Origin of the sequence: Trinickia caryophylli (genome assembly GCF_034424545.1) — a bacterium.
GTDB classification, from domain to species: domain Bacteria; phylum Pseudomonadota; class Gammaproteobacteria; order Burkholderiales; family Burkholderiaceae; genus Trinickia; species Trinickia caryophylli.
On the sequence record NZ_CP139971.1, the window covers coordinates 68,211 to 86,370 of the forward strand.

Consider the following 18,160-nt stretch of genomic DNA (forward strand, 5'->3'; position numbering starts at 1 on the left):
CGCGCCTGCCCAGCCGTGGCACGCGGATTGCGGACCGGCAGGGGTTCATCGCAATGAGGTGCCTCCATGCAAACCGAAACGCGCTCCGTCGTACGCGAGCCAAGCGTCGGCCGCTGGGCTACCGCCATCGTGCTGCTCTTGCTGGGTATCCCGATGGCGGTGGGTGGCGTGCAACTGCTCATGCTGGGCGGCAGCGGCTATTACCTGATCGCCGGGGCTGTACTGATCGTCATCGCGCTGCTGCTCGCGGCGCGGTGCGCAGTGGCTGCCGCATGGCTTTACGCCGCCTTCCTGTTCGGCTCGACCGTCTGGGCAGTTGCCGAGGTTGGATTCGATTGGTGGCCGCTCGTGCCCCGGCTTTGGATCTGGTGGCTGCTCGGCTTGTGGATGCTCGCGCCCTGGAGCGGCACGAGGCCCGCACGCTACCGTGCACGCCTGCTGCGCCCCGATGCGCCGGCCGCCGAGCCGCCCGTCGCTGCTGGTCCCATTACCGAGGATGCCGGCTTGCGGCGCAGGCGCCGGGCCGCGTGCGCGGGGCTCGGCATCGCGGTCGCATTGACAGCGGTTGCCGGCATCGCCTCGCTTGTCGTCGATCGGCACGATCTGAACGGCACGCTCGCACTTGATCGCAACGTGCCGCAGCCGCCTCCGATCCCCGCTGTGGCTCCGGGCGACTGGCCGAGCTATGGGCGCACGCAGCTTGGCGACCGCTATTCGCCGCTCACCCAGATCACGCCGGCCAACGCCGGGCAGTTGAAGCAAGCCTGGGTATTGCATACCGGCGACCAGCGCGGGCCGGGAGACCCCATCGAGACGACAGACGAGAACACGCCGCTCAAGGTCGGCAACACGCTTTTCATCTGCACGCCGCACAGCAAGGTGCTGGCAGTGGACGCCACAACAGGCGAGGTGCGTTGGCGCTTCGATCCTCAGATTCAGAGCCCGGTGGGCTTCGGTCATTTCGAGCATATGACCTGCCGCGGCGTTTCTTACTATGACGAAGCGGCTTACTCCGACGCGGGGGCAGCCGCTGGTGCGGCAACGCCGGAAAGCCCGGCCTCTTCGGCCGAAGGCGGATCCGCCTCCGCTTCGACACAGGCGGCCGAAAGCGCTTCGAGCTCCGTCGCCGCATCGGCGGCAGGCCGCTCATCGGCATCGGGCGCCGTCTCGGGGCCCGCGCCCCAGGGCGCCTCGCCCGCGATGGCCGGCAACGCTTCAGGGGCGGCCGCCGCGGTCGCGACCGGCGCCATAGGCGCGACCCAGGGCGCTTCGGCAACCGCCGCATCGGCGACCGTAGCTGCTTCGGCCAGCCCGGCATCGAGCGCGGCGGCGTCGACGGCGTCGGGCACCGCGGAAGCTTCCGGCGCGGTGCCGGCCGCGGCGGGCGGATCGGGCGAATCGGGCGGATCGGCCGGCGCCACGCGCGCGCCGGCGCAAGCCGCGCAGGCGGCCTGCCCGCGGCGGATCTTCCTGCCCACGGCCGACGCCCGCCTGATCGCGCTCGATGCCGACACCGGCAAGGTTTGCGACGGCTTCGGCACGCATGGTGTCGTCGACCTGCGTGCGAACATCGGGCCCTTCACGGCAGGCGGCTACTACTCGACTTCGCCGCCGATGGTAACGCGCAACCTGGTCGTCATCGGCGGGCATGTGACCGACAACGAATCGACGAACGAGCCGAGCGGGGTCATGCGCGCGTACGACGTGCATGACGGGCACCTCGTCTGGAACTGGGACGCGGGCCGCCCCGACGATACGGCGCCGATCGCGGCCGACAAGTTTTATACGCGCAATTCGCCGAACATGTGGACGGTGGCGAGCGTGGACGAGCGGCTCGGCTTGATTTATCTGCCGATGGGCAACCAGACGCCGGACCAGTGGGGCGGCAACCGCACGCCGCAAGCGGAGCGCTTCGGAGCCGGCGTAGTGGCGCTCGATCTCGCCACCGGGCGCGTGAAGTGGTCCTATCAATTCACGCATCACGATCTGTGGGACATGGACGTCGGCGGTCAGCCCACGTTGATGGACCTGCAGACCGCGAGCGGCGTGAAGCCCGCGCTGCTGGCCTCGACGAAACAGGGCAGTATTTATGTGCTCGACCGTCGGACGGGGGCGCCGCTCATGCCCATCACCGAGACGCCCGTGCCGCAGGGGGCGGGAAAAGGGGATCGCACGTCGCCCACGCAGCCGGTTTCCGCGCTCAACTTCAACCCGCCGCGTGTGCATGAAAGCGACATGTGGGGCGCGACGCCGTACGACCAGCTCTGGTGCCGGCTGGAATTCCGTTCGCTGCGCTACGACGGCGCATTCACGCCGCCCTCGGAAAAAGGCACGCTCGTCTTCCCGGGCAATTTCGGCGCCTTCGACTGGGGCGGCATCTCGGTCGATCCGGTGCGGCAGATCCTGTTCGCGAATCCCAATTACATGGCCTTCATTTCCCGGCTGATTCCGCGCGACAAGGTACCGGCGGTCGGTCACGAACACGGCAGCGAGACGAGCGGAATCAAGCAGGCGAAGGGGGCGCCCTACGGAATCGAGCTCAATCCGTTCCTTTCGCCGCTCGGCGTGCCTTGCCAGGCACCGCCTTGGGGCTATGTCGCGGGCGTCGATCTGACGAGCGGCAAGATCGTCTGGAAGCACAGGAACGGCACGATCCGCGATAGCGCGCCCCTTCCCATCCCGTTCAAGCTCGGTGTGCCGAGCCTCGGTGGGACGATCGCGACAGCGGGCGGCGTGGGGTTCCTGTCCGGCACGCTCGACTACTATCTGCGCGCCTACGATCTCTCGACGGGCAAGCAGCTTTGGCAGGCGCGCCTGCCGGCAGGCGGGCAGGCCACCCCGATGACGTACGCGGATGCCAGCGGCAAGCAGTACGTGCTCGTGGCCGCGGGCGGCCACGGCTCGCTCGGCACGCGCACGGGGGACGCGGTCGTCGCCTATACGCTGCCCTGAGCGCAGGCGGCCTCGCGCGCGCATTGCACAGCCCATGCGTGCGGGGCCGCTCGCATACGGGCGGGGCGATAGCGGGTGGGGACATGCCGGGCGGCCCCCGCGTACGATGCACGGCGAACCCGCGAGCAGGCGGATGGTTCGGTCGATGCCCGCCGCACGCCGCTTCTCCGAAGAATTGGGCAAGAACCCGAGAGAATCGGGCATGCGCGATTGCCGTCTATCCCGCACACTTCCGGGATCGCCGCGGCCGCCTGCGGGGCGTCGCGCCTTGCGGCGCTGCCGGCGAATAAAGCAAGAACGCCCTACACCGCGCTTCCCCGCCAATCGAACCGTGCTTCACTGAAGTCCGGACGGACGCCGACGCGGGCGAACGATCACGCAAATCCTTTTCGGAGCTGCCGATGTCCACGTCTTTCGTTTTGAACGGCAAACCCACTACACTCGATGCCGATCCCAACATGCCGTTGCTGTGGGCCATCCGCGAAGTCGCGGGCCTGCATGGAACGAAGTTCGGTTGCGGGATGGCGCAATGCGGCGCTTGCACCGTGCATCTCGACGGCGAGGCGACACGCTCGTGCGTGCTGCCGCTCGCATCCGTCGCCGGCCGCCACGTGACGACGATCGAAGGCTTGCAGACGAAGCCAGCCAAGGCGGTGCAGGCTGCCTGGGTGAAATTGCAGGTGCCGCAATGCGGCTACTGCCAATCCGGCCAGATCATGTCGGCCACGGCGCTGCTCTCGCGCAATCCGGCGCCGAGCGACGCCGACATCGACACCGCGATGAGCGGCAACATCTGCCGCTGTGCGACCTACACGCGCATTCGCGCCGCCATCCATGACGCAGCCGATTCGATGAAGGGATAAGCCATGACGACGACGGATACCGATATCGCCGAGTTGCCGTTGCCGGCCCGCCGCCGGTTTCTGAAAGGCGTGGGCGGCGCGGGCCTGCTCGCGCTCACCATCGGCTTCGAATGGAGCGCCGTGCCGCGCGCCGCCGAGGCCGCAACCGCACCCGGGACGACCTTTGCGCCGAACGCATTTCTGCGTGTGAGCCCCGACAACCGCGTCACCGTGATCGCCAAGCACGTGGAGATGGGGCAGGGTGCTTACACGGGCATTGCGACGATCGTTGCCGAGGAACTCGACGCCGACTGGTCGCAGGTCAGCGTGGAGAGCGCACCGGCCGACGCGAGCCGCTACGCGAACCTGGCGTTCGGCAAGATTCAGGGCACGGGCGGCAGCTCGGCCATGGCGAACTCGTGGATGCAACTGCGCGAGGCCGGCGCCAAGGCGCGTGCCATGCTCGTCACCGCGGCCGCCCAGCAGTGGAAGGTGCCGGAATCGTCGCTCACGGTCGAGCGCGGCGTGGTCACGCACAAGGCCAGCGGGCGCCATGCGACGTTCGGGGCGCTCGCGCCGGCAGCCGCGAAACTGCCGGTTCCTCAGACGGCGAAGCTGAAAGATCCGGCCGACTTCACGCTGATCGGCAAGCAGATTCCACGGGTCGACGCGACGCCGAAAACGAACGGCACGGCACAGTTCACGCTCGACGTTGCATTGCCGGGCATGCTCGTGGCGCTGATGCAGCGGCCCCCGCTTTTCGGCGCGACGGTGAAGTCGTTCGACGCATCGGCTGCGAAGGCGGTGCCGGGCGTCGTCGACGTGGTGCAGGTGCCGCGTGGCGTGGCCGTCGTCGCCAAGAGCTTCTGGGCCGCGAAACAGGGCCGCGATGCGCTGAAAGTCGAATGGGACGACACGCAGGCCGAAAAGCGCAGTTCGTCGGCCATCATGGGCGAGTATAGAAAACTTGCGGAAACGGCGGGCAAGCCTGCCCGCGTGGAAGGCGATGCCTCGAAGGCGATCGGCGCCGCCGCCCGCAAAATTTCGGCGTCCTACGAATTTCCGTATCTGGCGCATGCGCCGATGGAGCCGCTCGATGCGGTCGTCAAGCTGACGGCCGACCGCTGCGAAATCTGGGCCGGCGACCAGTTTCAAACCATCGACCAGGGCAACGCCGCACGGGTTGCCGGGCTCGCCCCGGACAAGGTCGCGATCCACACGCTCTACGCCGGCGGCAGTTTTGGGCGGCGCGCCAATGCGGAATCCGACTACATCGTCGAAGCGGTGTCGATCGCCAAGGCGATGGGGGCGAACGGTACGCCGATCAAACTGCAATGGACACGCGAAGACGACATCCACGGCGGGCGCTACCGTCCGATGTATTTTCACAAGCTCGAGGCGGGTTTGAGTGCGGATGGGCAATTGACGGGTTGGCGCCATCGCATCGTCGGCCAGTCGATCGTCGCCGGCACGCCGTTTCAGGCGATGGTGAAAGACGGCATCGACGCGACCTCGGTGGAGGGCGCGGCCAACATCGGGTACGCGATTCCGAACATCTCGGTCGAACTGACGACGACGCAAAGCCCCGTGCCCGTGCTGTGGTGGCGCGTGGTAGGCAGCTCGCACACGGCTTATGCCGTCGAGGCATTCATCGACGAAGCCGCGCATGCGGCGGGGAAAGACCCGTACACGTTCAGGCGCGAGCTGCTTGCGCACGAGCCGCGCATGCGGGCCGTGCTCGATATGGCGGCCGAGAAGGCCGGCTGGAGCGATAAGCCGTTGCCGCGGGGCAAGGGGCGCGGCATTGCCGTGGCCGAGGCGTTCAAGAGCTATGTCGCGCAGGTGGCCGAAGTGACGGTGGACAAGGAAGGCAAGGTCAAGGTCGACCGTGTCGTCTGTGCTGTCGATTGCGGAACGGCGATCAACCCGGACGTCATCGCGGCGCAGATGGAAGGCGGCATCGGCTTCGGCCTCGGCGCCGTGCTCTACAGTGCGATCACGCTCAAGGACGGCCGTGTGGAGCAGAACAACTTCGACGGTTACCAGGTGCTGCGCATGGACGCGATGCCGAAGGTCGAGGTGCATATCGTGCAGTCGGGCCTCCCCCCGACCGGCGTGGGCGAGCCCGGTGTGGCGCCGATTGGCCCCGCCGTTGCCAATGCCGTGTTCGCGGCCACGGGCAAGCGCAACTACGTGCTGCCGATGCAGCGCACGAGCGAGGCCTGAGGCTGCGCGGCGCGGCCGCCGGTGGACCGTCGATGCAATGCCGGTGCTGTTCGGCATAGAATCGTGGCGGATTCAACGGCGGTCGCGAGCGTGCCATGCGGATACTGGTCATTGAGGACGAGCCGAAAACGGGCGCGTACCTGAAAAAAGGCTTCCAGGAGTCGGGCCTCTCGGTCGACGTCGCGAACGACGGCGCCGCGGGGCTCGCGCTTGCGAAGGAAGAGGACTACGACGTCATCGTTCTCGACGTGATGCTGCCGACGATGGACGGTTGGTCGGTGCTGAAGGCGCTGCGTGCATTCCGCATCACGCCCGTGCTCTTTCTGACGGCGCGCGACGATATCGCCGATCGTGTGCGCGGCCTCGAACTGGGCGCGGACGATTACCTCGTCAAACCGTTTGCCTTCGTCGAGCTGCTCGCGCGCGTGCGCACGCTGGCGCGGCGCGGCCCCCCACGCGAGAGCGAAGTGCTGAGCGTGGCCGACCTCGAGATCGACGTCAACCGGCGGCGCGTGCGGCGAGGCTCGGCGCGTATCGATCTGACGCCGCGCGAGTTCGCACTGCTGCAACTGCTCATGCGCCACCAGGGCGAGGTACTGAGCCGCACGCAAATCGCTTCCTATGTCTGGGACATGAACTTCGACAGCGATACGAACGTCGTCGAAGTGGCCATCCGCCGCCTGCGGCTCAAGATCGACGAGGACTTCCCCGTCAAGCTGATCCAAACGGTCCGGGGTGTCGGCTACGTCATCGAAGCGAAAGAGACGCCCTGATGGCGAGCCGCTCGCTGAGCGCCCGGCTCGCCCTTGCCTTCGCCGGGATCACGTTGGCGGTCTTCGCGATCGTCGGTGGCGTGCTCTATTACGCGCTCGATCGCCAGGTCAAGGCACAGGACGATCTCGACATCGTGCTGATCGCGCGGCATCTGCGGCGCCTCGCCCAGGAGCTCGATACGCAGGCCGATCTGCGTGTGCATGCGGACCGGCTCACGAGCCAGGTGCTCGGCAATCCGGCCATGTCGCTCGAGATCGTCGACGCGGGCGGCAACGTCCTCGTCGAGCACAACCGCGGCGCGGCTTCGGAGCCGGCGGTGCCGGGCAGCATGACCGGCATGCCGGTGCCTGCCTCGGCACGTATCACGGAACAATCGATCGTCGAGTGGCGCGCGCCGCGCGGGGCACCCGTACGCGGGCTTGCTTCGGCGATGCAACTGCGCGACGGCACGACGGTGACCGCTGTCGTGGCGCGCGACATGAGCGACCGCTGGCGCCTGCTCGATCGCTACCGGGAGCGCCTTTACGCGGTCGGGCTCACGGGCGCGCTGCTGGCGCTCGCATTGGGCTGGGCGCTCGCGCGCGAAGCGCTGCGTCCCTTGCGCGAAATGGCCGCAAGCGCGGCCGGCATCACGGTGGAGCGCCTCGATGCGCGTATCGAAGCCGACGAGCTGCCGTCGGAGCTGGCGGCATTGCGCGATTCGCTCAACGCCATGCTCGCGCGTCTGCAACGCGGCTTCGATCGTCTCTCCCAGTACACCGCCGATCTCGCGCACGACATGCGTACGCCGCTCGGCAATCTGCGCGGCTCGACCGAGGTCGCGCTCGCCCGGCCCCGATCCGTGGACGAATATCAGACAGTGCTCGCATCGAACCTCGAAGAGTGCGAGCGGATATCGCGCATGATCGAAAGCGTGCTTTTTCTGGCGCGCGCAGAGCATCCTCAGTTCGTCACGCGCATGCGGGAGATCGACGCGTTCGCGGAACTCACGCACGTGGCGCAGTATTTCGAGGGCATTGCCGACGAGGCCGGCGTGAGCCTGCGCGTTGCGGGCGGCGGCACGCTGCGTGCGGATGTCGACCTTCTGCGCCGCGCGCTCGGCAACCTCGTCTCGAACGCGATCCGCTACACACCGCGCGGCAAGCAGATCGTGCTCGAGGCGCGGACGCAGCCCGACGCGGTGCGCATTGCCGTTATCAATGCGGGCCCGCCGATTGCGCCGGCGTTGCTCGAACGCATTTTCGATCGCTTCTATCGCGCCGACCCGGCGCGCCAGAGCGATCCGTCGTTCTCTGGATCGACGGGCCTGGGTCTTGCCATCGTCCGCACGATCATGGGGTTGCACGGGGGTACCGTGCATGCCGAAAGCGATCGCGGCCATACGCGCTTCGTTCTTACTTTTCCGGCGCATGTGGCGTCGATACATGAGGTACAGGCGTAACGCCGGCTGCCGTCGCGGTCTTCTCGCGGAGCAAGGCTCTCCGGCGCAGATGGGCGGCTTGGCCGCGCAGTTGCACATTTATACGGTCTACGCGAGAGCGCGCAAATGTTGGGGGGCGATTTCGTCAGGACTCCGTGACTCATGGGATGGTTGCACGGTTTGCGCTTTCGGTTGATGGACGCCTCCCTACCGGCGCTGCTCCGATGCGATTGCCGTAACGCGAGGCGGCAATCTTGAGCGCCGAGATGCGACGCGGCGAGAATTCGCTGTTCGAAAACGCAACCCTGACCTGCGCCATGCAGTGCGCCTGCTCGTCAGTCCAGCACATATGTCGCTTCTTGGCCATACGGTAGCTGACAACTTGGTTCACCGCGGATTCGGCGTCTCAGACGACCAACAGAAAAATGAGAGTGGCCCGGCGGATGACCGCGCGACACGTAGTTCGACGCATGGGGAATGGCGTCTTCTTTCAAGGCTGATTCTCTCAGCCTGAGTGAGATTCCATTCCTGCTGTAGGCCAGCAGTGGATGAAAGGTCCCGATGTCCGTAGTCGGAATGTCTCGGGAGATATAGCCGTCGTAAGCCACAATGTCGAGGTGAGTACCGGTTGCTTTCACATGGTCGAGTACATCCTCGAGAAGCGGGCCCCGAAATTTCGCGATTGGTGTCCAAGGCGTCGACGTAACTATCTCGTGCTGAACGACGACGGCTCCGAGGTGTATCCGATCGACGTGCTGCTCGGTTCGCAGATAGAATGGGACCCGCATCGCTCGGTCGGCGATTTCGCATCGACCGTGATTCTCAAGCGGCGCTGGCAGCGAAACGGATTCGCAGACGCAGGAGACCGGCATCCCTGCGCATTCGATATCGCCTCGCAGTTGTGAGCGGCTCGCAGGCGGTGTCAGGTATATTCACCGGGTTCTTATCCTCACGGTATCCATTCAATGGAATCAAGACGCAAGACAGTGTGCGTCGTCGCGCCTGCGGGTGTGCCCGATCCGCAAGCCGTCGAGGCCGGCATCGCGCTCGTCGAAAGCTGGGGCTTCAGCGTCGCGACGGGCGCGCATATCGGCAGCCGGTACCGCTATTTCGCCGGTACCGCCGAGGAGCGCGTGAACGATCTGCGGCGCGCCCTGATGGATCCGTCGATCGACATCGTCTGGCTCGCGCGGGGGGGATTCGGTTGCGCGCATCTGCTCGAGCACCTACCCGACGAGATCGCGGCGCCGAAGACGATCATCGGTTTCTCCGACGCGACCTCGCTGTTCTGCGCCCTCGCAGACCGACCCGGCGTGCGCTTGTTGCATGGTCCGACATTCCACAGCCTGGCGACCAAGGTCGACGATGTGACGCGTGCCGACATGCGTACGGTCCTGACCGGCGGCGAACGCGCCGCGCTGAACCTGCGGCATTTGTCCGGAGCCCCTGGTGCGGTGCGGGGACGGCTGCGCGGAGGCAACGTGACGGTGCTCGCGAGCGTCGCGGGTACGCGCTGGTCGCTTTGCTCACGCGACGCGATCGTACTGCTGGAGGACGTGACGGAGTTCGGCTACCGGCTCGACCGCAGCCTGACGCAGCTGCGTCTGAGCGGTGCGTTCGACGGAGCCCGCGCGTTCGTGCTCGGGCAATTCACGCGCTGCCCGATCCCGGATGGCGCAGATTTCACGCTCGAGCAGATGCTTGTCGATGTGCTGGGCGGCTTCGGTCTGCCGATCTACTCGGGTCTGCCGATCGGACATGAACACCGCAACATCACCTGGCAATACGGTAGCCACGCTGCTATCGAGAACGGCGCGATTCGGTTCGCCGAGTAGCGTCGAGTCTGGAGGGACAGGAACGCGTATTCAAAACCGGCGGTTGTTGAGATTCGCAGATTCCGCTAGCCATGGCGTCCCGCGAAGTAATGTTGGGACGTCGGTCCCGGCGTTGCGGGGCCGATGAGCCTACCCCAGCCGAAACTGGTGCCGCAACCGGGAAGCAAGCGGCCCCTTTGTGAGCCACCCCAACGCTTGCTCACTCTCGTCTACGCCAGCCGCCCCCGAGCGCGGCGATCAATCGCACTGTCGCATCGACGCGGCGCGCCGCGATGTCGTCCTGCGTGCGTTCGTTGGCGAGCGCGATCGTTTGTGCCGTGACGACGTCGAGGTAGCTGACCGCGCCTGCCTGATATCGGTTCGTCGTCAGCGAGAGCGACAGTTGCGCGGCCGATGTCGCGCGCCCCTGCGTCGCGGCTTCGCCCGCAAGCGTGTGCAGCGACGACAAATCGTCCTCCACCTGCTGAAAAGCAAGCAGCACGGTTTGCCGATAGTCGGCGACGGTCGCGTCGTAATCGGCCCGCGCCGTTTGTTCCAGCGCATGCCGTCGCCCGCCGTCGAAGAGCGTGGCCCCGAGTTGCGCACCCAGCGACCAGAAGAGGCTCGGCGCCGTGAGCCACGGCGCAAAGAACGTGCTTTCGAGGCCGGCGTCCGCCGTGAGTTGCAGATTCGGGTACCAGGCAGCGCGCGCGGAGCCGATGCGCGCATTCGCCGCCGCCACGCGGCGCTCGGCAGCCGCAATGTCGGGACGGCGCTCGAGTAGTTGCGAGGGCACACCGGCTGGCACGTCCGGCACCGTGACGGGCGACGTATCGGGCGACAGCGCAAACGAAGAAGCCGGCACGCCCACAAGGGTAGCGATTGCATGGAGGAGCCGGGCGCGGCGCTCGTCGAGATCCGTGTCCTGCGTGCGCGTGCTGTCGAGCTGAGTGCGGGCCTGGGCGACGGCCGATTCGTCGATGGCGCCGTCGTGCCATTGCTGCTCGACGATCCGCAGTGCCGCGCCATAGGCCGTGACAGTCCGGTCGAGCAGGGCCTTTTGGACGTCGAGCGCGCGCAGATCGAAATAGTCGAGCGCGAGCTCGCTCGTCATCGCGAGCCGTACCGATTCGAGGTCTGCACGGCTCGCCTGCGCATTGGCCGCTGCGCCGGTGACCTCGTCCTTCACGCGGCCGAAGAGATCGGGCTCCCAACTCGCCACGATGCCCGCGCCGTAATCCGGTACGGTGCGTCCCGCGAGCGAATGGCCCAGCACGTTTTGCGAAAGACGCGTGCGCGATGCGTCGACATCGGCGCCGATGGTCGGGAGGTACCCCGCGCGCTGATAATCGAGCGCGGCGCGTGCGGCCTGCAACTGCGCCACGGCTTCTTGCACGGGTTCGTTCGATACGTCGATGCGTGCCTCGAGACGGTCGAGCGTGTCGTCGTGAAAAAGCATCCACCAGGGGCCGCGCGCTATATGGTCGGCAGGTGCGGCTTGCGTCCAGTTGCCCGTCGCGTTGGCCGGCGCGCCCGCATAGCGGGGTGGAACGTCGACGGTCGGCCGGACGTAAGGCGGCAGGGTCGAGCAGGCCGTACAGAGCGCGGTTGCACATGCGATCAGCGAACGGTGGGCGAAGCGTTTGGCGAGTGCGTTCATAGTCGGGCTCCGGCGAGCGTCATCAGCTCGCATGGGCGGCAGCGACGATGCGCACGGGTTCGCCGTCCGTCGTCGCGTCGCCGGGGTTGTCGATCACGCGATCGGTTGCGGCCAGACCCGAGGCGATCGCGACGCGCGTGCCGGAATCGCGCCCCAGCACGACCGTTTTCAGGTGCGCCTTGCCGTCGCTGCCTGCGACGGCCACCTGTACGCCGCCCGGCCGAAAGAGCAGCGCGCTCGCCGGCAACTCGAGCGCCGGTGGCAGGCCCGCAAGCGCGAGATGCACCTGCACGTAGGCGCCGGAAAGCAGCGTTGCCGACTGATTGTCGACGTCGATTTCGGCGCGCAGCGTACGCGTGGCGGGGTCGATCGCATCGGCGGTGCGCGCGAGCCGCGCCGCGAAGTGCCGGCCCGGATACTGGTCGGTCGTCAGATAGACCGAGGCCCCGGGCTTGACCGCAGCGGCATCGTACTGAGGGACGTTGACGAAAACACGCAGGACGGTCGTATCCGAGACACGGAACAGCTCGCCGGAAGTCGCGGCGAGGCCCGGCGAGCCGCCAGCCGTGACGAGCGCGCCGACGTCGACGTCGCGCGCGGTGACCACGCCGTCGAACGGTGCGGTGACTTTCTCGTATGAAACAAGCTCGGTCAGACGCGCGACATTGGCCCGGGCGGACGCGAGCAGCGCGGCCTTGGCCCGCATGTCGCTCGTCTTCAGGTCGGCATCCTGCTGCGAGACCGACTGCGTCTCGAGCATCTGCTGCCACCGCGCGGCCGTGCTGCGCGCAAACGCGTAATTGGCCTCGGCGAGCGCCTCGTCAGCTTGGGCCTGGCGCAGTTGCGCATCGAGTTCCGGCGTTTCGATGACGGCGAGCGTTTCACCCGCGTGAACGTTCGTGCCGATGTCGGTGTACCAGTGCCGCACGTAGCCGCTGGTGCGTGCGTAGATCGAGGCATCGGCAAACGGCATGGCCGTGCCGGGAAGCAGCAGCTCGCCCGTCGTGCTGGCGGGTTTCGGCTCCACGATCGAAACCGTGGTGACTCGCTCTCGAGCGGTTTGCTGCCGGAGTGCCGAACGGGCCTGGAGCCGAGGGGCGATGCCGAGCGCGAGCGCGGCCGCTGCCGCGACGCCGAGCGTGGCCGCGAGCTTCCAATGACGCTTGCCGCGTGTGGCCGGTGCACGCGCGGGGAGGGAGGGTTTCGATGACGTGTTCATGATGGCAAAGGGCGAAGGCGAAGTGGTCTGAACGGTCGAAGAGGTCGAAGCGGTCGAAGCAGTCGAAGTCGTGGACGGGACGATTCAGTGCGTATCGGCGGGTGCCGGCAGGCATGCCGGCTGGGGCGGCCGGCGGCGCGCGAGCCACGCGTGCGCGATGCCGAACACGACCGGCACGAAGAGCAGCGTCGCACTCGTGCCGAACAGCAGCCCGCCGATCACGGCGCGGCCGAGCGGCGCGTTTTGTTCGCCGCCATCGCCGAGACCGAGGGCCATCGGCAGCATGCCGATCAGCATCGCGAGCGCGGTCATGACGACGGGCCGGAAGCGGCTCACACCGGCTTCGAGCGCCGCATCGAACGGTGCGTGGCCGGCGCCGAGCAACTCGCGCGCGCGGTTGACGACGAGAATGCTGTTCGCCGTGGCGATGCCGATGCAAAGAATGGCGCCTGTGAGCGCGGGAACGCTCAGCGTCGTGTGCGTCGCGAACAGCATCCACGCGATGCCGGCCAACGATGCCGTGAGCCCGCTCACGATGACGAGCGGATCGATCCACGATTGAAAATTGACGACCATCAGCAGATAGACGAGCGTCACGGCGAATGCGAGGCCGGCGCCGAGCCCGACGAAGGCGTCGCGCATCGATTGCACCTGGCCGCGCACGACGATCGACGAGCCAGCCGGCAGTTGCGCGCGCGCCTCGTCGACGATGCGTGCGACGTCCGACGCCACGGAGCCGAGGTCGCGCCCCTGCGTCGACGCGAAGATGTCGAGCACGGGCTGCACGTTGTAATGCGAAACGACCGCTTGCTGCACCGTGCGGGAAACCGTGCCGAGCGTGCCGAGCTGGCTTTGCGGATTCGACGCGGCCGGCGTGGTGGAAAGCGGAATGTTGGCGAGCGTATCGAGCGAATGAATCTCGTATTGCGGCACCTCCGTCAGCACCGGATAGCTGACGCCGTTATGCGGATCGAGCCAGAAGTTGGGGCTCGTCTGCGAGCTTCCCGACAACGCGATGAGCAGGTTTTGTGCGACGTCGCGCTGGGTCAGGCCGGCTTCGATCGCTTTCGTGCGGTCGACGTCGACATCGAGCGTCGGCGCGTCGCCGGGCTGCTGGATATGGGCATCGACGAGCCCCGGCACCTGCCGCAGCCGCGACAGCAGGTGGTCTGCCACGACGCGATTCTGCGCGAGCCGGTTGCCGACGATCTGCACGTCGATAGGCGCCGGCAGCCCGAAGTTGAGAATCTGACTGACGATATCGGCCGGCAGGAAAGAGAACGTCACCCCGGGAAATGAGGCATTGAGCACCGTGCGCAGGCGTGTGACGTAGCCGGAAGTCGGGTGATGGCCGGGCTTCAGCGTAACGAGAATATCGGCATCTTCGGGGCCGACGGGATTCGAGGAATCGTAGGTCAGGTTGATGCCGCTCACGGGTACGCCGATGTTGTCGAGCACGGCGCCTTGCTCGGCTGCCGGGATGACCGTGCGGATCTTCTGTTCGACCTCGTCGGCGAGACGGGCTGTCTGCTCGATGCGTGTGCCCGTTGGCGCGCGCATGTGCAGGCGAATCTCGCCGGCATCGATCGACGGGAAGAAGTCGCGGCCCAGCAACGGTATGAGCGCAAGCGATGCCGCGCACAGCAGCAAAAAGAGCGGTGCGAACCGGCGGCGGCCTGCGATCGCGCGTTCGAGCGTATGACGATAGGTGTCGCGGATCGCATCGAAGCGCGCTTCGAAACGTTTTTGAAAGCGCGTGGCGCCGGCGGCCAGGCCACGCTGCGGCGCGCTGCGCGTTCGCAGCAGATACACGGCCAGGGTCGGGATCAGCGTGCGCGAAAGGAAGTACGAGGCGCACATCGCGAAGACGACGGCTTCGGCGAGCGGCACGAACAGGTAGCGCGCCACGCCCGAGAGCAGGAACATCGGCACGAACACGATGCAGATCGACATCGTCGAAACGAACGTCGGCGCCGCAATTTCGCCCGAGCCGTAAAGGATGGCCTGCTCGAGGGGCTCGCCGTTTTCGATATGGTGCGTGATGTTCTCGATGGCCACCGTCGCATCGTCGACGAGCACGCCCACCGCGAGCGCGAGGCCGCCGAGCGTCATGACGTTGATGGTCTGGCCCAGCAGGGCGAGGCCGATCAGCGAGGCGAGCACGGCGAGCGGAATCGATACGGCCACGATCAGCGTCGCGCGCCAGCTGCCGAGAAAGAGCAGAATCATCGCGGCGGTGAGGCAGGCCGCGATCACCGCCTCGCGAACTACGCCGCTGATCGCCGATTTCACGAAAGCCGATTGGTCGGCGAGCGGCGTGATCCGCAGTGCTTTCGGCAGCCCCGCCGCAATCTTGGGCAGCATCGTCTTGACCTGATCGACGATCGCGAGCGTCGATGCGCTACCCGTCTTTTCGATCTGAAGCAGCGCCGCGCGCTTGCCGTTCGCGCGGACGATATTGGTCTGCGGCGCGTAGCCGTCGATCACGTGCGCGACGTCGCGCAGATAAACGACGCCACCTTTCACTGTCTTGATCGGCAGATCGTTCAGCGCGGCAACGGTGGCAGTGCTGCCGTTCATCTCGACGTTGTACTCGCGTGCACCGATCTTGGCGGTGCCGCCCGGCAGGATCAGATTCTGCGCGTTCACGGCGTTGACGACGTCGACGGGCGCGAGGCCTTTCGCTTGCAGTGCGCGCGGGTCGATCTGCACGACGATCTGGCGCACCTTGCCGCCGAACGGCAGCGGTACCGCCGCGCCTTGCACCGTGGCCAATTGCGTACGGATGAAGCTGTTGCCCAGATCGTAGAGCGTCTGCTCGGGCAGCGATGCGCTGCCGAGACCCAATTGCAGCACCGGAACGGTCGACGCGTTATAGACGACGATGTTCGGCGGCAGCGTGCCCGGCGGGAGAATGCGCAGTATCGACGATGCGTTCGCGGCGGCCTCCGCCACGGCGCGGTTGATGTCCGCACCCGGATGAAAGAAGACCTTGATGACCGATACGCCGTTCAGCGATTGCGATTCGATGTGCTCGATATCGTCGACGTCCGTCGTGAGCGCGCGTTCGTAGTTCGACGTGATCCGCTGCGCCATGTCTTCGGCCGAAAATCCGTTGTACGACCAGACGATGCTGACCACCGGTATGTCGATGTTCGGAAAGATATCGGTGGGCATGCGCATGACGGCGAGCGGCCCGAGAATGAAAAGCAGCACGGCGAGCACGATGAAGGTATACGGCCGGCGCAGCGCGAGTCTGACGATCCACATGGTGTTTTTCCTGACTATGGCCTTCGCGGGCGGATGCCCTGGCGCAGGACGGGGCTGATGTGGCGATGATTGTGGAAGCGCGGGGCTGACCGATGGCTGTCCGATTCATTACAACGCTGTTATCTGCCGGAGTCAGCCGGAAAAGGCTCCATCGGGCGGAGTCGAGCGGAACGCGAAGGCGGCGATCGCATTCGGGCGCAGATGACGAGGTTGTAATTTTCCGGTCAGCGTCGGGTCAGCGATGGCAATCCACAATGCATTCACGCTTCACGGATCGAAGCGCGTATCGACGAGCCTCGCTCGTCCAACTTCGCAAAGGACACCATCATGAAAGCCATCGTCAAAGCCAGCCTGTTCGCCACGCTTCTCGCCGCGCCGCTCTTCGCGTTTGCGCAGAATACGGATGGGGGATTGACACGGGCGCAAGTGCGCGCCGATCTGGTGCGGGTGGAAAGCGCCGGTTATCGCCCGATCGCGAGCGATGCGTCGTATCCCGCCGACATCGAATCCGCCGAGGCCAAGGTCGCGGCCGCGAACGGTACGCTTGCCACCGCGTCGGTCGGCGGCTCGGACGAAAACGGCGGGGCGCAGGCCGGCCATGCCGCACAGCCCGTGGCGCGGTTGCGCTCGCTCTACGCCGGCCATTGAGCGTGGGTCGTGCACGCCTGCGTGCGAGCGGCCCGCGCGTCGGGAGGGCGGACCGCTCGCGGTGCTCGACGATTCAGAGATCGAAGCCGAGTTGCGATTCTCCGAGCGGCGTGAGGTCGTGCGCGGTGGCTCTGCCTTCGAAGTCGACTTCGAAATCGTCCGCGGGGAAATCGGGCGGACTGCGGCCATCGACGAAGCTCGCCCATTGCCGCTTCAAATACGCCTCGTTTTTAGCGCACCAGGGCGCCGAGGCGATATACATGACGTTGCTGTAGCCGTTGCCGCGATGCTCGTCCTCGACGGCATGGATCACGTCGCTATGCCAGAAGACGGTGTCTCCGGGCTGCATCGGCGGAATCGACGAGAGCGCCTCGAAGAGCGGAGCGTGCCATTCGGGCTTGATCGACAGGGCGCGGCCCGGCATGGCGCCGCAGAGGTCGTCGTCGGCCACGTCGTCCTGAATGGCGCGCAGAAGAATGTAGACCATCGCATTGGCGATCGGCACGAGCTGCAGCGTGCCGCAGCCGGGGCCTTGCGGCGTGAGCGCGGTCCATCCTTGAAACGTGCGGAACATCGAGCAGACGGCCGGTGACGGAATCTCGCGCACGTCGGTGCGATAAGCGGCATCGAATGCGTCGTAGCGCTGCCACGTGCCATCGAAGACGTGCCGGTAGACCCGGCGGAAATCCCGGTCGATCCAGCGCTCGACGGAGCCGCCGTCGCAATGCGCGGAGAGCCCCAACGATTGCGATTCGGGCGGCCGGCGGCGAATCCGGTCGGCGTAGGCGGGCACCCGTTCGGGATCGAAGTGCACGCGCCCCTCGCTGGCGTGGCGCCAGAGTTTGTTGAGGAAGACGCGCGCGGCCGTCAGCGATGCCGATTGCCGTGCCTGCACTTGGGGCTTTGACCAATAGATGCCGTAGATTTGCGGCTTGCTCGAGGCGAGCTGCCCGAAGTACTTGTCCTCCGCGCGATTTTGCAGCCGCTCGTCCAGGCGGTTGCGGGCCACGTACTCTGCGATTTCACGGTCCCAGCGCTCGGCGAGCGACGGCTCGAAGACGTTGCGGATCACACACGCGCCGCGGCGTTTGATCAGATCGATCGTCTGCGCGCCTACGCGGCCGTGCTCGATATCGGCGAATGCAAGCTCCGGAATGACGCTCTGCCCACGCGCGCGCAGTTGCGAGAGCCGGCTCGCCTCTTCCTGAAATGCCGCCTCCACTTGTGCGAAGACCTCTCTGTAATGAGGCAGTGCTTCGCGGATTTCCCGCTTGGCCCGACGGATGGCGGAAGGCAAATCGTCGATGGCGAGTGCGGTCATGATCGTCTCCAATT

The 18,160-nt window shown here is 66.5% G+C and carries 12 protein-coding genes; 8 read left to right on the top strand and 4 right to left on the bottom strand.

The window, feature by feature from the left end; translation table 11 throughout:
* Positions 1-66: 66 nt before the first annotated feature.
* The 7 genes from U0034_RS19655 (at position 67) to U0034_RS19685 (ending at position 10,049) form a co-directional block, all read left to right on the top strand.
* Complete coding sequence (locus U0034_RS19655; protein WP_233212059.1) at positions 67-2,952, top strand: outer membrane protein assembly factor BamB family protein; 2,886 nt, start codon at positions 67-69, stop codon at positions 2,950-2,952.
* Between the two features lie 401 nt (positions 2,953-3,353).
* Positions 3,354-3,815, top strand: coding sequence for a (2Fe-2S)-binding protein (locus tag U0034_RS19660; protein WP_085229812.1), 462 nt, complete (start codon positions 3,354-3,356; stop codon positions 3,813-3,815).
* Positions 3,816-3,818: 3 nt separating this feature from the next.
* Positions 3,819-6,020 (top strand): xanthine dehydrogenase family protein molybdopterin-binding subunit, encoded by a 2,202-nt coding sequence (locus U0034_RS19665; RefSeq protein WP_085229813.1) that lies wholly within the window; start codon positions 3,819-3,821, stop codon positions 6,018-6,020.
* A 95-nt stretch (positions 6,021-6,115) separates the two neighbouring features.
* Positions 6,116-6,793, top strand: a complete 678-nt coding sequence (locus U0034_RS19670; protein ID WP_085229814.1) for a heavy metal response regulator transcription factor — start codon at positions 6,116-6,118, stop codon at positions 6,791-6,793.
* Positions 6,793-8,235 (top strand): heavy metal sensor histidine kinase, encoded by a 1,443-nt coding sequence (locus U0034_RS19675; RefSeq protein ID WP_085229815.1) that lies wholly within the window; start codon positions 6,793-6,795, stop codon positions 8,233-8,235. The genes U0034_RS19670 and U0034_RS19675 overlap by 1 nt, the downstream gene beginning before the upstream one ends.
* A 692-nt stretch (positions 8,236-8,927) precedes the next feature.
* Entirely contained in the window at positions 8,928-9,119 is a 192-nt protein-coding gene (locus tag U0034_RS19680) for a hypothetical protein (protein WP_158243573.1), read from the top strand.
* Positions 9,120-9,179: 60 nt separating this feature from the next.
* The gene (locus U0034_RS19685) at positions 9,180-10,049 is read left to right on the top strand and encodes a S66 peptidase family protein (protein ID WP_085229817.1); all 870 of its coding nucleotides are present in this window, start codon (positions 9,180-9,182) and stop codon (positions 10,047-10,049) included.
* A 199-nt stretch (positions 10,050-10,248) separates the two neighbouring features.
* Here U0034_RS19685 and U0034_RS19690 read toward each other — a convergent pair whose 3' ends face one another.
* The 3 genes from U0034_RS19690 to U0034_RS19700 all read right to left on the bottom strand — a co-directional run bounded on the left by U0034_RS19690 (position 10,249) and on the right by U0034_RS19700 (position 16,177).
* The gene (locus U0034_RS19690; protein WP_085229818.1) at positions 10,249-11,688 is read right to left on the bottom strand and encodes an efflux transporter outer membrane subunit; all 1,440 of its coding nucleotides are present in this window, start codon (positions 11,686-11,688) and stop codon (positions 10,249-10,251) included.
* 22 nt (positions 11,689-11,710) lie between these two features.
* Complete coding sequence (locus U0034_RS19695) at positions 11,711-12,907, bottom strand: efflux RND transporter periplasmic adaptor subunit (RefSeq protein WP_085229819.1); 1,197 nt, start codon at positions 12,905-12,907, stop codon at positions 11,711-11,713.
* Between the two features lie 84 nt (positions 12,908-12,991).
* A complete protein-coding gene (locus U0034_RS19700; protein WP_085229820.1) occupies positions 12,992-16,177 on the bottom strand; it encodes an efflux RND transporter permease subunit in 3,186 nt (1,061 codons plus the stop codon).
* Positions 16,178-16,504: 327 nt separating this feature from the next.
* On the opposite strand from U0034_RS19700, the gene U0034_RS19705 reads away from it, so the two are divergent.
* Positions 16,505-16,825 carry a DUF4148 domain-containing protein gene (locus U0034_RS19705; protein ID WP_085229821.1) on the top strand — a complete coding sequence of 107 codons (321 nt, stop codon included), beginning with the start codon at positions 16,505-16,507 and terminating at the stop codon, positions 16,823-16,825.
* A 73-nt stretch (positions 16,826-16,898) separates the two neighbouring features.
* Here the strand turns inward: U0034_RS19705 and U0034_RS19710 are convergent, their stop codons facing one another.
* Entirely contained in the window at positions 16,899-18,146 is a 1,248-nt protein-coding gene (locus U0034_RS19710) for a DUF1479 domain-containing protein (protein ID WP_085229822.1), read from the bottom strand.
* Positions 18,147-18,160 lie beyond the last annotated feature (14 nt).